General features: G+C 48.9%; 12 protein-coding genes. 8 read left to right on the top strand and 4 right to left on the bottom strand.

The annotated features are described in order from the left end of the window. Window positions 1-102: 102 nt before the first annotated feature. Window positions 103-3,411: a hypothetical protein gene (locus NG795_RS01955; RefSeq protein WP_367286982.1), complete on the bottom strand. Its 3,309-nt coding sequence runs from the start codon at window positions 3,409-3,411 to the stop codon at window positions 103-105. Window positions 3,412-3,770: 359 nt separating this feature from the next. On the opposite strand from NG795_RS01955, the gene NG795_RS01950 reads away from it, so the two are divergent. The 3 genes from NG795_RS01950 to NG795_RS01940 all read left to right on the top strand — a co-directional run bounded on the left by NG795_RS01950 (window position 3,771) and on the right by NG795_RS01940 (window position 8,849). Continuing rightward, the gene (locus NG795_RS01950) at window positions 3,771-4,010 is read left to right on the top strand and encodes a hypothetical protein (protein WP_367286981.1); all 240 of its coding nucleotides are present in this window, start codon (window positions 3,771-3,773) and stop codon (window positions 4,008-4,010) included. Window positions 4,011-5,006: 996 nt separating this feature from the next. Beyond that, on the top strand, window positions 5,007-8,045 hold the full coding sequence (ppc, locus tag NG795_RS01945) for a phosphoenolpyruvate carboxylase (RefSeq protein ID WP_367286980.1): 3,039 nt from the start codon (window positions 5,007-5,009) through the stop codon (window positions 8,043-8,045). Window positions 8,046-8,243: 198 nt separating this feature from the next. Then, a complete protein-coding gene (locus NG795_RS01940) occupies window positions 8,244-8,849 on the top strand; it encodes a hypothetical protein (RefSeq protein WP_367286979.1) in 606 nt (201 codons plus the stop codon). A 195-nt stretch (window positions 8,850-9,044) separates the two neighbouring features. Here NG795_RS01940 and NG795_RS01935 read toward each other — a convergent pair whose 3' ends face one another. Beyond that, window positions 9,045-9,188, bottom strand: a complete 144-nt coding sequence (locus NG795_RS01935) for a hypothetical protein (RefSeq protein WP_367286978.1) — start codon at window positions 9,186-9,188, stop codon at window positions 9,045-9,047. Between the two features lie 221 nt (window positions 9,189-9,409). On the opposite strand from NG795_RS01935, the gene NG795_RS01930 reads away from it, so the two are divergent. The 3 genes from NG795_RS01930 (at window position 9,410) to thyX (ending at window position 13,136) form a co-directional block, all read left to right on the top strand. Then, window positions 9,410-10,258, top strand: coding sequence for an Npun_R2479 family HD domain-containing metalloprotein (locus tag NG795_RS01930; RefSeq protein ID WP_367287148.1), 849 nt, complete (start codon window positions 9,410-9,412; stop codon window positions 10,256-10,258). Between the two features lie 367 nt (window positions 10,259-10,625). Further along, the gene (locus NG795_RS01925) at window positions 10,626-12,281 is read left to right on the top strand and encodes a thymidylate synthase (protein WP_367286977.1); all 1,656 of its coding nucleotides are present in this window, start codon (window positions 10,626-10,628) and stop codon (window positions 12,279-12,281) included. Window positions 12,282-12,413: 132 nt separating this feature from the next. After that, on the top strand, window positions 12,414-13,136 hold the full coding sequence (gene thyX, locus NG795_RS01920; protein WP_367286976.1) for an FAD-dependent thymidylate synthase: 723 nt from the start codon (window positions 12,414-12,416) through the stop codon (window positions 13,134-13,136). A gap of 33 nt (window positions 13,137-13,169) precedes the next feature. Here the strand turns inward: thyX and dut are convergent, their stop codons facing one another. Continuing rightward, window positions 13,170-13,601, bottom strand: coding sequence for a dUTP diphosphatase (dut, locus tag NG795_RS01915; RefSeq protein ID WP_367286975.1), 432 nt, complete (start codon window positions 13,599-13,601; stop codon window positions 13,170-13,172). Between the two features lie 42 nt (window positions 13,602-13,643). On the opposite strand from dut, the gene NG795_RS01910 reads away from it, so the two are divergent. Both NG795_RS01910 and NG795_RS01905 read left to right on the top strand, forming a co-directional pair. Further along, window positions 13,644-13,937, top strand: coding sequence for a DUF2442 domain-containing protein (locus NG795_RS01910; RefSeq protein WP_367286974.1), 294 nt, complete (start codon window positions 13,644-13,646; stop codon window positions 13,935-13,937). An 84-nt stretch (window positions 13,938-14,021) separates the two neighbouring features. Next, on the top strand, window positions 14,022-14,564 hold the full coding sequence (locus NG795_RS01905; RefSeq protein WP_015150904.1) for a deoxycytidylate deaminase: 543 nt from the start codon (window positions 14,022-14,024) through the stop codon (window positions 14,562-14,564). Window positions 14,565-14,617: 53 nt separating this feature from the next. Here the strand turns inward: NG795_RS01905 and NG795_RS01900 are convergent, their stop codons facing one another. After that, entirely contained in the window at window positions 14,618-15,154 is a 537-nt protein-coding gene (locus NG795_RS01900) for a P-loop NTPase family protein (protein ID WP_367286973.1), read from the bottom strand. Window positions 15,155-15,298: the final 144 nt, after the last annotated feature.

Raw genomic sequence — 15,298 nt, 5'->3', positions numbered from 1 at the left:
TAATTGAATTTCCCCTGTTTGTAGTAACGACTTTAGTCGTTTCTTCCGGATTGACGACTGAAGTCGTCACTACGAACCGGAGGTTTAAACTCCTGTTAATCCTCACTGAGTTTGGGGCCAAGGAATCATCGGGTCTTGGGATAAACGGTTAGAAACCTCATGGGCACCATAGCGGTTGAGGTGACTGGGGTCAGAAAAGCGATCGATTTCTGTAGGCCAAAGTTGACTGAGGTCGCGAAAACTGAGTCCTTCTTTTTCTAAGGATAAACTCAGCATATAGGTTTGGAATTCCCGCTCATATTCTAGACGTACTGGGTCCAAATACTCCTGAGTTAGGGGCATATTGATAAACACCAAGGGAATCTGATGTTCGCGGGTAAATGCCAGGAGGTTGGTGACCGCAGCGGTTTGGATTCCTGCGAGTTGGAATGACTCGTAATCCGCATCATAGTCCCCAGAAACCCTGGCGTGTTTTTCATAGTAGGTCATGGGATTAAACCGCACGGATAAGGGTAAGAACCCATTAGAAAGGGTGGCGGGTTGGAGGGTGTCGGAATTGGATAACGCGGCGGATTCTTCGCTTAAGGCGATGATGCTCTCTTGTACGGAATCGAAGGTGGGGTCTGTGGTGGTTTCTGCGATCGCCTCTGAGGAGGGACGACTGGGTTCGGGGATAAAATTGCTCGCAACGTCTGCTAGGGGTAAGAGGAGTTGACTCCGCAGAAAACCTTGGAGGCGATCGCGCTGTTCATAATTCGCCGACACCGATGCCAGCTTCTCATTAATCCAGAGGTCGAGGGTTTCATAACTTGCCTTGACATTTAACCCAGTCCGAGCACGTTGGACGAGGGACTCACTCAGGGATGAGAGGGACTGACTGTCATCATCACCCTTCGCCATTTCTGGGACCCGAGGTCGATTGCCTAGGAGGAGATGCCGATATCCGGGGGACCGGGAAATCGCCTCAAAAGTGCGATCGCTCCGGCCACTATTCAAGGCCCTGGCTCCATCGGCCCAGAGAATCAGTTTCGGTAATTGCTCTTGCGGAATCAGTTCACGAACCACAAAGTCGGCTACTTGAGCGGTGGCCCCATTAATGCCGAAATTAAACACCTTCAGTCCCGGATAACGGGCGGATAGAGACTCCTCAATGGTCATGGGAGCCACTCCGCGCAAGGCGCGGGAACTGCCAATAATCAACACATCCGGGGGACCCGAGGTGGCTAAATATTGCAGATACAGCCGCAGTTGTTCATCTAACTGCTGAGAGTTAAAGGTTGGATAGTCAAAAGTTTGCACTGTCTCAGGGTTAACGGCGATCGCCGGTTCCTCCTGAAATTCCGTAAAGCTAGAACCATTAAAAATCGGGTCATCGTCGTTCCCCGATGGATTCCGGGAGAGTTCACCCAGACTCAATTGATCCTCGGGACTTGGCAAGGGGACCGCGTTAGGGTCTGCCTGGGGTTCTCCCGACCGGGTTGCGGTTTCTAAAGCGGGGGAGGAGGACAGGGGAAACCAGGGGACACGACCTAAAAGCCAATCGGTATGCAACATGACTAATAAACCCAGAAAGCCCCAAATGAAGGCGACTTTACTGCTGCTCGTCGGAGCCCGACGGAAGGTTTTAGCGGGAATAAATAAACCCGTGAGCAACAGCAAGCGGGTGACCCAACCCGGGGAGGGACGCTCCCGAGGCGCAAGGGGGATCACCTGTTTGGTCAGACAAGCTTGTAATTCCTCCGGTGGGTCCGAGGCAAACATGGACTCTACCGCTTCTGGGAGGTCCTCCCTGGCATCGGGCTCACCGTGGGTAAAGGCGATCACGGGTTCGGGAGTGTCCTCAGCTAATTCCGGAGTGGGGGCTTCTGGCGGTTCAGGAGTCGGGTCTTCTGGGGCGCGTCGAGTGGGTTCCAGCTCGGAAGGGAGGGGGCTGGAAGGGGCAAAAATGGCGGTATGGTAGCGCCAGGAGGGATGCTTATCTCCCCCCCGACGACCATAGAGGCGAAGCTCCTCGACCCCATTGAGGTGCAATTCCTGGAGGAATTCCAGGATGAGGGGAGATAGGGTGTCTTGGTCGGGACAGGGAGAGCCTTCGACCATGATATGCAGAAGGTCAGGGTCTTGGCGTAGGAAGACGGAAAGGCCACTGCCGTTGAGTTTGGCATCGAGTTCCGGATTGACGAGGCGATCGAGCAAGAACTGGAGGGCGTCCAGGTTGCCTTGGGTGGCGAGTTCCCGGGGGGAGAGGGCGAGCAGGGGGTCCCGGGCTGCGGGTAAGTCGAGCCAATCGACCCACAGCGGTGGGGCGTTGGAGGGGGTGTCCAGTTGGCGTCCGTAACGACAGCCATAGAGGGTGACAGCGTGGAGTCCTTGGGGGGAGAGGGATTTGAGAATGGGGGCGATCGCCTCGATGCAGAGGGATTTATCGGCGGCGGCGAGGGGAGAGTCGGTGGCGCTGGGGTCTGAGTCTGGGGTGGAGTTGCCGCAGAATAGATGCAGGGTGGCATCTTTTTGGACCACGCCGACTTCCAGACCCTTAGAGGCAACCGCATGATTTAAGAGGCGAGTGATGGCTGGGATATCCCCCCATTTAGCCCAGCTTTTGAGCCGTTCTCGGGTTGGAGTCAGGTCTACCCGGAGGAGCAATTCCGGTTTGCCATCGGGGGTGGTGCGTCCGAGAATGGCGGCATCGCTGCATCCGGTTAGCTGGAGTTCTCGCAAGCGATCGGCGATCGGCAAGGCGAGGGAGGTGGCGTCTGGGGAATCGGGGGATTGACAGAAGATCCAAAGACGACGCGGGGGATAGGGCCGATCGCCCCAGGTGCGATCGGTCCGTTTCAGGGGTCGGATGAGGACTTTGACCGAGATAGAATAGAGGCTGAGGGTTTCCTGGAGATACCGCGCCATCCCTTTGGCCAGCAGCGCTTCAGCTTCTGGATTTCCCAGGGAAGCTCGACTCTGAACCTTGAGCATCATCCGCGCATCGGTAATGGAGAAGGGGAGATTTTCTGTGGGGGGAGGCGGTGGAGTGGGTGGGAGTTCGGCAGAAGAGGGTCCGTTCTCCGACGATGGCGAGTCCCCCGGTTTCGGGGAAGTGGGGTGAGTGGATTCAATTCGTACACTCCAATCTGGACGCTTTGTCCCCCGAGTGCGACCGTAGAGGAAGATTTCATCAATGGGGGGATGCTCTGGGGGTAACAGGCTGTTTATGCCTTGTTTTTTGAGCGCATCGGTCAGTTTAGCGACGGCGATCGCCATCGATGGACAGCTTTGGCTTTCCCATAGAATGTGCAGGGTGTTTCCCCGGAAACGCAGATGAATGTTTTCCCCCGTCACCTCTAAGGCTTGGGCGGCCCATTGGGTTAGGGTTGTTCCTGTATTAGTCTGCACCAGCTCCTGTGTGTTTACCATCAATGATTCCTCTCCCCGCTCCTCATCTGTTCAAAACGGGTCTGAAACCCCGTCGTTTACCGCGATTAACTGGAGAGTTTTTTCGGGGATATCATCCCGGGAACTCTCCGAAACCCTTCAGTGCCAGTGGGTTTGACCCGAGCCAGATTTCCGCCTGATGGCTGATCAAGACGAAGAAAGGCAACTGCTGAAACAGCAGATGATCTGAGTTCGGGGGTATTTGGATTGTTGACCCAGTAGCGGACTGGAGTTGCTCCAAATAGCATAACTCGTAAATTTTGTCATAGTTGAGATGACCTAACCGGGTCATTCTCCGATTCTCATTTTAATAATGTTGTCAAGCTAGAAAAGAGGTCCCTATGAACTCATCGAACTCACCCAATAGCGAACCTACCTCCTTGAATCCTGATGCCAACGCGCCTTCTGTCAAAATTTCCTCAGAATTGCTGATTACTTTACTCACCCCGCCATTCCTAGGGGCTTTGCTGGGGGGAAAAGCCGTGAGTCAAATGCTGCAATCGATGGGTCAGGCGAGTGAAGAAGTTTTTCGAGGCGATCGCCTCCCCGTCCTGAATTTTCCCCATTCTGAGGAGGACTGAATCTCAATCAAGGGGCCGCTAGAGGTAGATCCCAGGCGATCGCCGGTGGCCGAATTCCTGGCAATCGGTTCAGCTTTGGGGGACCCCTTGATGTTCTTCAACCCCGAGACAGGACCCGGGTAAAATGCCCGGTCTGTTGTCTCTATTTTAATCTTTATGTAAATTCACGGTCGAACCGAGGGGGTCGGGGGGAGGATTCTCCAGGGCCAGAGACTGCAATTGTCAGGAAATCTAGTTGATTAGAGCAGTTCATCCTCGGTAGTTTCAGAAGACTGGATCGACAAGAAAGCGAGATTTAGGAGCAGTTAGGGGGTAAACTGAGTCCGTCCAGACTGCGATCGCCTCCCGGCACGAAGCCTGCTAAAAATCCCCGGATCGACCTTAAAATTAGCTAATATCTGACCGGGCTGAGGCTGGGATGGTCAGCATCCCATTCGGAACAAACCGGGGGTATTCCCTCGATTCCCCAAAATAGCGCCGACTCACCTTTGGTTTTAACCAACTAAGGTTTTTTGAGTCAGCACACCCGTCTAAGCCTTGCAAGTCCCTCGCTCACAGCGAGGGGGGTCAATGAGTTGGGAGCCTGTTTCGACACAGGTGCTTAATTCGGTCAGACGATCCGGCCCGTGCCTTGAGCGCGATTCAATTATAGTGGCTTGTAATCAAGGCGACACCGTAACGGGGTTCTGACCACCCACGCGCTAGTTTAACCCGTTCACATCGACCCGCGCTTTGATGAATTGGATTAAAGGAAAGTGAACCAAATCCAGGTAAAAATAGAATTGGGGACATAAAAACTATGTTGTCCGAATTTAGCGGGATAACAGCCTTTCTTGGGTCTGAATTATGTAACTACAGGTTGGGTTTATTCAGGTTCCCTGACTTATCCATTATAAGCGCAAAAATACCATTCATTCCCTCACCGGGATTACCGTCCCTTGAGTCGTTTTTTACCCAGTGTAGACCGGGTGTTTTCCAATCGTTCAGGAGGTTCTGATGACTTTACGACTCGAACCCTCAAATTCTGTTATGACAGTTAGTTCATCCGACTTATTTTTACGCCATCGTCTCAAAGTCGTCGAGGACTTATGGGAGTCCGTTCTGCGGACTGAATGCGGTCAGGAATTAGTGGTTCTACTGGCGCAATTGCGATCAATGTATTCTTCTGAGGGACAAGCCTGCAACTTTTCAGAATCCAGTGTTCTGAAATTGGTAGAACAGTTGGACCTTAATGACGCAATTCGGGCCGCTCGGGCCTTTGCCCTGTATTTCCAACTGATTAACATTGTCGAGCAACATTACGAGCAGCGCGATCGCCTGCGGGGTGTGGGAGGAACTCACACCGTTGTCCCCGAAAATGAGCAATTCGACGTTCCCAAAGAAAGCCCTTATTTTGCGAGTCACAGCGTTACTCGCCGTCGAGAATTCGCAAATTTCTCCGCTTTATTTCCAAAATTAAAGGAGTTGAACGTCCCCCCGCAGCAAATCCAGAAAATCATGGAAAGTCTGGATATTCGCTTAGTCTTTACGGCTCACCCGACGGAAATTGTCCGTCATACCCTGCGAACCAAACAGCGACGGTTGGCTCAAATTTTGCAAGAGTTCGATACCCTCGAAGAAGGTGGGCAACCGGATAGCCAAACCACATCTAGCGAAACTAAAGACCTCCTAGAGGCGCTCACTGAAGAAATTCGCCTGTGGTGGCGAACCGATGAATTGCATCAGTTTAAACCCTCCGTCCTTGATGAAGTAGATTATACCCTACACTATTTTAAAGAGGTCCTATTTGATGCCGTACCTCAACTTCATCAACGGTTAAAACGGTCGTTGCAATCATCGTTTCCTTACCTGCAACCCCCCCGTTATAACTTCTGCAAATTTGGCTCTTGGGTCGGGTCCGATCGCGATGGCAATCCCTATTGCACCCCTTCTATTACCTGGAAAACCGCCTGTTATCAGCGGCAGTTAATCCTAGACAAATACATGGGTTCTCTCGATCGCTTGACCCAACTCCTGTCTTTGTCTTTGCACTGGAGTGACGTCTTACCAGAACTCCTCGAATCCCTGGAACAAGACCGACTGCAAATGCCAGACATCTATGAGAAACTGGCAATTCGCTATCGACAGGAACCCTATCGGTTAAAACTCGCCTATATCTGCCATCGCTTAGAAAATACCCGCGATCGCAATCAGCGTCTTTACACCGAGTCCGACTGGAATCGCCATCTGAGCGATATCAAAAACGCTCCCATGTATCACTCAGGCGCAGAATTTCTCGACGAATTACGCCTGATTCAACGCAATTTAGCCGCAACCGGGTTAAGCTGTCGAGACCTGGAACAACTAATCTGTCAAGTCGAAATCTATGGCTTTATTTTGGCCCATTTAGATATTCGCCAAGAGTCATCTCGCCATAGTACCGCCATCACAGAAATCGCGGAATACCTGCAAATCCTACCCGGCCCTTACGATGACCTATCGGAAGCAGAAAAAACCGACTGGTTGACGACTGAACTGAAAACCAGACGTCCTTTAATTCCCGCAGAATTGCCCTTTTCTGAGCAAACCAGCGAGATTATTTGCACCTTTAGAATGCTGCGGGCACTTCAAGAAGAGTTTGGCTTGGAAATCTGTCAAACTTACATCATTAGTATGAGCCGTGATGTCAGTGATTTGTTAGAAGTGCTCCTACTTGCCAAAGAAGCGGGGATTTATGACCCGGCTACAGGCATGGGAACGATTCAAGTTGTCCCCTTATTTGAAACCGTCGAGGACTTAAAACGCGCACCGACGGTCATGCAAAACCTGTTTGAACTTCCGCTTTATCATGCTTTACTCTCGGGCGGATACCACACAGGGCTTCCGGTTACGGTCAAGGAACCGGATCTTCCCAACATTTCTAACTTGAAATCTTCTCATATTCAGGTTCCTAAATTGCAGGAGGTGATGCTGGGGTATTCCGATAGTAATAAAGATTCGGGATTTCTAAGCAGTAACTGGGAAATTCATAAAGCCCAGAAAGCCTTACAAATTATTGGCGATCGCTACAGTGTTGTCCTCCGCATTTTTCACGGTCGCGGTGGGTCCGTCGGTCGCGGTGGCGGTCCCGCTTATGAGGCGATTTTAGCTCAACCGGGTCGCAGTATTAATGGGCGAATTAAAATTACCGAACAAGGGGAAGTTTTAGCCAGTAAATACACCTTACCTGAGTTAGCCCTTTATAACTTGGAAACCATCGCCAGTGCGGTGATTCAAAGTAGCTTACTGGGTTCGGGCTTTGATGATATCGAAGCCTGGAATCAAATCATGGAGGAGTTGGCCGATTGTTCGCGCCAACATTATCGCGCCTTGATTTATGAACAACCTGATTTTATCGATTTCTTCCATGAAGTCACCCCTATTGATGAAATCAGCAAGTTGCAAATCTCCTCGCGACCCGCAAGACGCAGTAGCGGTAAACGAGATTTAGGTTCTCTGCGGGCCATTCCTTGGGTTTTTAGCTGGACCCAAACACGGTTTCTCCTCCCCGCTTGGTATGGAGTCGGAACTGCCTTGAATAATTTCTTAGAACAGGAACCGGAAGAACATCTGAAACTCCTGCGCTATTTCTATCTAAAATGGCCGTTCTTTAAGATGGTGATTTCTAAGGTAGAAATGACCCTCTCTAAGGTGGATTTAGAAATGGCCCATCACTATGTTCGGGAACTCACCCAATCGGAAAATCGCGATCGCTTTGAAGCCCTGTTTACTCAAATTGCGACGGAATTTAACCTAACCCGCGATTTAGTTCTGGCAATTACCGAACATCAACGGCTGTTAGATGGAGACCCGGATTTGCAGCGATCGGTTCAGTTGCGAAATGCCACCATCGTTCCCCTGGGTTTATTACAAGTCTCCTTACTCAAACGCCTGCGCGAACATCAAAGTCAGTCCGTGACAGGAGTGATTCATTCCCGTTACAGCAAGGGCGAATTGCTACGCGGGGCCTTGTTAACCATTAACGGCATCGCCGCCGGAATGAGAAATACCGGCTGATTAGTTCAACGATTCGCTAGACTGAATTCACTAAAAGCAACCTCCGGTCCCCGGACCTTGGCAAGGGGAGGCGTCAGGTGGGGTCCTCCGGTCCTCCGGTCCCCACCCCCGATCGCTTAATTCTGTTGGCGAATCACCCCCAGGCGATCGCCACCCCTCCACCGAAAATTGACCCTCAAGCCACCCCAATTCATCATTATGAACAAATCAAAAAAACGGATGTTGGTCTGCACCGCAGTCGCCCTATTATCCGGTGCCTTGGGTTCATTTTGGGGCGGGCAAATGCGGTGGTTAGCCCATACCCAACAGTGCAATACGAGTGATTATGTTTGGTTAAATACCTTGTGCCGCGTTCAACAGAGCCCCGCGATGTTCAAAGGTGGCACTGCGGGATTGTGGACGGGGACGATTTTGGGTGCCTTTCTTGCGGGACTTGCCACCCGCCACCCCAAGGGGAAAAGCCTGCCGGGAGAGGGTAATTCAGACTTCTCTGGACCTGAAGGGGCCCGGCTGGAGTTAGAGGGGTTAACCCCGGAACAACTGGCACAGGTGAGGGAATTGATTACCCTGCTGAAAACTCAATCGGCGGATTTGACCCCGGCTTCCGGAGGACCGAAGGCGATCGCCTCCAAACCCGTCAGTCTGATGCAGTTTCAACAATTGCTCACTGCGGTTGCCCAGTTCCAGGAAATCTCCCCCCTGACCCCACTCCAGGCGCAGCATTTGTTACATCAACTGGGATTTTCTGACCAGGCGATCGCCCAGGCCCAAGTCTCCCTTTCCGAACCCGTGGAACGACTTTAGAACAGTTTGGCACTCTCACTCCCAGTTTCCACCTTAGCCCTATTAAAGCTACAAGAGGTTAAGGCACAGACCGATTGAAATAAACTGCAAAACTCTGCACAGTCAGTTTTTCAAACAGTTCTGGATGGGAGGATTAGTTAACCCAACTAATTCGCGTCTTAATTTGCCTCAATTACGGCTACCGGGTGACTATCATTACAGGGCTAATTTCGCTAAACTAGAGCCTTCCGGCCCCGTACCCCCGATAATAAAATAGATGAACTTGATGGCGATCGCTCCTTTGTTAATCAAGGGCAAGGCCCCTTCTGCCTCAAAAATAGAGTTGGCCCAGAGGGACAATTATCATTAATATTATGGGTAAAGACAAGGGCGATTGACATTCCACTAGAGTCACGGGTTGGGTGGTCGTCCCAACTCCCCCAGACCCTGTAGAGTGGGGTAAACTCTAACAGCAACACAGAAGGTCCATAGAACACGAAGGGCGATCGAACTCAGGGAACCCGGGCGAAACTTTTCCCACTCCCACCCTATAGCCTGCTTTGATAGCGAAACCACGGGATATGTACAGCATCACACAGATATTAATTTCCGACTTTGTTGAAAAACTCCGCGAAGGCTATTACCGAATGTATGGCGGACTCAAGCCCGACTATGCCGATATTATTGCCTGGGCCGGAGGCATGGCTTTAGAGAATATTGCCAACAGTGACGCCCTTTACCATAATGTCGAGCATACCATCTTGGTTACCCTCGTTGGGCAGGAAATTCTCCGAGGGAAACACATCCGTGAAGGCGGGGTTTCTTGTGAAGATTGGCTGCATTTCACCATTTCTTTGTTATGCCATGATATTGGTTATGTAAAAGGGGTTTGCCGAGAAGATAGTGAGGGATTGTATGCCACGGGCATTAATGGTACAATGATTGCCCTCGACCCTGGCTGTACCGATGCCAGTTTGACCCCCTATCATGTCGATCGCGGAAAACTGTTTATTGAGGAACGGTTTGGGGGTCATAAGTTAATCAATTCTGAAGAAATTAAACTCAACATAGAACTCACTCGGTTTCCGGTTCCGGCAGAGGCAGATCACCAAGATACGGTTAACTATCCGGGTTTAGTTCGGGCAGCGGACCTCATCGGGCAACTCAGTGATCCCCGTTATCTTAAGAAGATTTCTGGGTTGTTTTATGAGTTTGAAGAAACAGGGTTTAATCAAAAGGTTGGCTATCGAAATCCCGGGGACTTGAGAAAGAATTATCCTAAATTTTATTGGGGAGTGGTTCATCAATATATTAAAGATGGGTTGACTTGTCTGGAGTTGACTCAACAGGGAAAACAAATTATTGCTAATCTTTATGCCAATGTGTTCGTAGTCGAACATGAACCCCCCAAGCCAGAATTAAGGGATTGAGAGGCGATCGCCTCCTGAAACCCTAACCGTAACAAGGTTTCAGTCATCGGTCCCTGTGGCATCCGGCAGATTCCCCTCTCCATCCTTCTTCCTCTCGGGGCAATCTCATGATATATTGAACATCGCCACCAGACCAGAGACTTCAGGCCTGGTTTTTCATGGCAATGCTACGGGATAACCATTATCCCGACTCCCAGAGTCTGCCTAATTCGCAGGTAAATTAAACGCTAATTATCCAATCTAAGATAGCAAATTTTGCTAAAAATCAAGGGTAAATTTTCTGTGAATTCCTGGTGCTTTACCGATTATTCTAAATTGTATTAATTGAACAACATCCCAACTTATCCAAGGAAAAAGGTTTATAAAAATGTTTAGAAATACAACTCAGGCGTTCTACTCCGAACTCAAAGCCCTCTTGCAGTCCAGCGAAACAATTTTCTGGGGCGGTGTAGAACTTAAATCCGGGCGATCGCGCTTAATCAAAATCACATCCCCCCGCGAACGAGTTGATATCATTCCTCATCTCAATTCTAACATCTTTGCTCAAATTGCCGCCACCTTTTGGGAAATGGCTGGTCGTCAAGACTTACAATTTTTATATCACTATTTACCCCAAGCCCTTGATTTTTTTGAAGATAGACCATCCCCGACCAGCAGTGAAAAGTCCTGTTTAAAATCCTGGTATCTCAGTAAAGAACTTCAAAAAGTAGTTCACATTTTAAACACCGATTCTAGTAGTCGAGATGCAGTCATTAACTTATCGCCAACTCAAATAAAAGACTCAAGAAACCCCGAGAACTTTGCCTCGAATTGGATGCAATTTTTAATCAGAAACGGCAAATTGCATCTAAATATTTGTCTTCAGTCCCATGATATGTTTTCCGGGACTTCAGGAATTAATCCCTTTGGATTGAGCATTTTTCAGGAAGCAGTCGCCTCTTGGACGGGGACCGAAGTTGGGGAATATTGCTGTTTTATCAGTGAATTGCATCTAGGCGATCGGCACTCTACCCAAGCGCAACAGGTCCTAGACTCCTTCACCCCCAAAACCTTGTATGAATTCGGATTTACCCCCCCTCAATTCACCACCCCCTTTGCCGAAATTGACAGTACCCTCTCGCACTGGTTTGAGTTAGAACATCAAATGCGCCAAGGGTCATTTAGAGTGGCTGACGAACTCCAGCATATCCCGGATGACTTAGTTAGAAACAGCTTGGAATTACTGTATATTTACAATCGACACCAGCAGGGATACAAACCCGAACAAATCGCCCAATTAATCGCCGAATTACCTCCAAACGACTTCAAAATTGCCGCAGTCGAGTATTTTGCCCGAATCTGGAACAACCGCGAAGTTATTCCCTTACAACCCCAGGAAAAAGACTACTTCGACTATCTCTGGCAAAGAACAGAACCGACTCCCTCCTACTCGTTCTCTAGCATCTTCCAGCTATTAAGCACCCTGCACTACAAGAAAACTCTAGTCTATAAAAATAGCTGGAAAAAACACGGAGAAGCCCTCGGCGTATTTGCTGGAATTTCCCGCAAATACGACCGACTCGAAACCATGTTCACCGAAAATGTCAAACCCACTGCTGACGAATCGGTATTAGATACCTTTGCTGATTTAGCCGTCTATTCCACCAAATATTTAACCTATCTGGCGGAACATTATCCCGAAATGTTTCAAGAATTCATCCAAACCGATTCAACAGCAGAACCCTTACAAACCTATTGGCATAACGAAGGATTTGACCCAACCTCTAAACTACTGACTCAACGGTATGAATCTTCCCAGCAATGGCAGCAAATATCGAACTATCAAGGCTGTTTTGAAGCGATTCGAGATGCCTATAAAGAATTAGAGGATATTTTCGTCAATAACGATTGGAGAGTCAGCGACTCGCGCAAATGTAGCTTATCCGCAGACTTGGCGATCGTCTCCCTGCACTATCTCGTCCTGGCATCGCAACAGGAACCGGAGAATTTCCAGAAATTTGCAGAGGCGATCGCAAATTTGTAAGTATCCGATGACAGCAAGTCATGCTATAATGAAAAATTTGGCAAATCCAAGAACCCGGTAAGTGTAACCTAGAACCAATCCGCGATCGGGAGATTCCCCCAGGGGAAACCATTCAGAAGTTAGGGATAAATCATGGATCGATTTCGAGTAGAAGTAATTACCAAAACCCCTAATCCTCAGCAAGTCATTTATGCAGCAATGCATCAAGATTATAGCGAGGGATTTGTGTATGATGACCAAGATTCTTGGCCCTCAGAAGCCAAATGTGGCGAACTCATCGTCAAGCGTCTTTTAGCCGGGGAACGCGGTCATTATGGACCCATTGAGCACGTGGGAATTGTGTTTAATTGCGGCTTTTTTCCCCATAGCGTCATGCAGCAAATTAGGACTCACCGCGTTGGAATTTCATTCGATGTTCAATCTAATCGGTACACGGGAAATAGAATTATTGATGCGGCAACAGGGATTAGAGACATTGAAGATGTGTTTTATCTACGTCCCGTTGGTTACTATACCGATCGCCAGGGAAAACGCTATGAATATACCCAACAACAACGCGATCGCGATTTAGCTTGGTGTTTAGATGCTGCAAAACGGTATCAGGTTCTAATTGAAGAAGGGACATCAGAAGAACACGCCCGAGGCATTATTCCCTTTGATGTCCGTCAACACTGGGTTGTCTCCTTCAATGCGCGAAGTCTTATGCATTTACTCGATCTTCGCGCCAAACCCGACGCCCAACTCGAATGCCAAAAACTCTGCGATTTGATTTGGCCACATTTTCAAGAATGGGTCCCCGCCATAGCAGAATGGTATGAGAAACATCGCCTCAAAAAAGGTCGTTTATCTCCCTAACTTCCAGACGGTATAGAGAGACAAACCCTCTCTCTATACCCCCGTCGATCCAAACCCATTTGAACCTCTTGCCGTTGCCATAATTTCCGTGGTTGCCACTTCAATTTCAGGTCTTAAAACCGGGGTAATTGCCATTTGAGCAATTCTCATCCCTTTTAGAACCTGAAAAACTTCTTGTCCATGATTGATTAAAATCACCTTAATTTCTCCCCGATACCCTTCATCAATGGTCCCCGGAGTATTCAAAACCGTAATCCCTTGTTTATAAGCTAACCCACTTCTCGGCCTAATTTGTGCTTCCGTCAAGGGCGGTAACTCAATGGCAATTCCCGTTCCAATTAACTTCCGTTCTCCCGGATGTAGGGTCACCTCTTCATTCGCCGATAAATCCATTGCTGAATCGTTGTCATGGGCATAAGTTGGAATAATTGCATCCGGATGTAAGGGATAAATTTTTAGTTTCATCTTCGGGGGTTTAGTGACTTTTTAACTCAGTACAATTAAACTATGATGCCTTATTTCATTCAAACTGTCACCCCAGAAGCAAATTATCACCTCCGCCTCCTCTACAGGAACGGAACGGTTATTGTGATTGACTTTTCCCCGATTATTGAGCAAGGGGGAGTCTTTTCCCGATTATCCGATCCAGCCTTCTTTTCACAAGTCAAACGCTCAGAAGACGGTCGATCCATTGCATGGCCGGGAGAACTGGACTTTTGTGCTGATGCCTTATGGTTTCAAGCTCATCCTGATGATAACCCGTTTATTGCTTCATCTTCAGCAGCATCTAAAGCCCTCTAAACCGATGATTCTGACCCTAATTTATTAGTCTTTTCTTCCACAAACTGTTACCATGAATAGGAACGATTGGGTAGCTCAAAATTAATGGAATTGGAAGAACTTAGACCCACCTGGGATGAATATTTTATCATGTTGGCAAAATTGGCGGCGATGCGCTCAACTTGCCTTGCTTTTCCCGTGGGTGCAGTGATTGTGAAAAACAAGCAAGTTGTGGCAACAGGTTACAATGGTTCCCCATCGGGTACGGCCCATTGTACGGCCCAGGGTTACTGTTATCCGGGATTGAGTAGCTGTGCAGAAAGTAAGTCTTTGCCTTCTCGGGCGGTTCATGCGGAAGCGAATGCGATCGCCCAAGCGGCTAAACATGGAATTTCTACCGAAGGGTCCAGCATTTATGTCACCCTGGAACCTTGTTTATCTTGCTTAAAATTAATTATTTCCGCCGGAATTCATGAAGTGTTTTTCGAGACCGGATTTAACAGTGGAAACAGCCTGTTAGTGCGAGATTCCTTTATTCAGGATGGGTTAGTTACCCTCAAACAAATTCATATTTCCGAGGCGATCGCCCAAAAAGCCGCGACCTTTCTGATGAACCCAACCTCCGTAGCCACCCCATCCCTGATCTAAAAGAATTAAGAATTAAGAGTTAACCCCCCATTAATTCTTAATTCTTACCGGGTCTAGGGACGATGACTGCGGCGAATTTCAGTGATTTGGTCCGCCAACTCTAAAATCGGTTCAGGCATATTCGGTCCCGTTAAAATAATATCAACGTGACTCGGGCGTTTTGCTAAAAATTCCAACACCTCCGCTTCTGGAATCAAGCCAAAACTAATGGCTAAACTCAACTCATCCAGAACCACAAGCGAATATTTTCCTTCACTCACCACCTGTTGGGTGTAGTCCCATAATTTCCGCAGAGAACCCGCCTCAATTTCATCTAACTCCGGCGTATCAATACAACGGGGGAGGTCACAACGAACCCAATCTAAATGTTCTCCCAGTTGAACCGGGGCCTCGGGACCTTGACCAATTCCTCCCTTAAGAAACTGGACCACCAGGACCGGGGTCCCCTGGCCGGAAATTCTTAGGGCCTGGGCCATCACACTGGTAAAAAAGTTGCGGTGGCTGCTGGTAAAAACTTGTAGCAACCCCTCCACGGCGTAGGGTAGACGACAAGGGTTATCGAGAGTGGGACTTTCAAGCTGTGCAATCATTGTGACAATATTTCCGATGGGTTAAGAAACCGTAAAGGGTAGACCGACTCAAGGGCCAGGAAGTGAATTCGGGCCATCCAGTCGAGTCAATATGTAGTGTAGTGTAACCAGATTATGCCACGAAAAGACACTAAATGTACAAAA

Origin of the sequence: Laspinema palackyanum D2c, from assembly GCF_025370875.1 — a bacterium.
In the GTDB taxonomy this organism is placed as follows: Bacteria; Cyanobacteriota; Cyanobacteriia; order Cyanobacteriales; family Laspinemataceae; genus Laspinema; species Laspinema palackyanum.
This window is presented reverse-complemented; position numbering and strand designations above follow the sequence as displayed.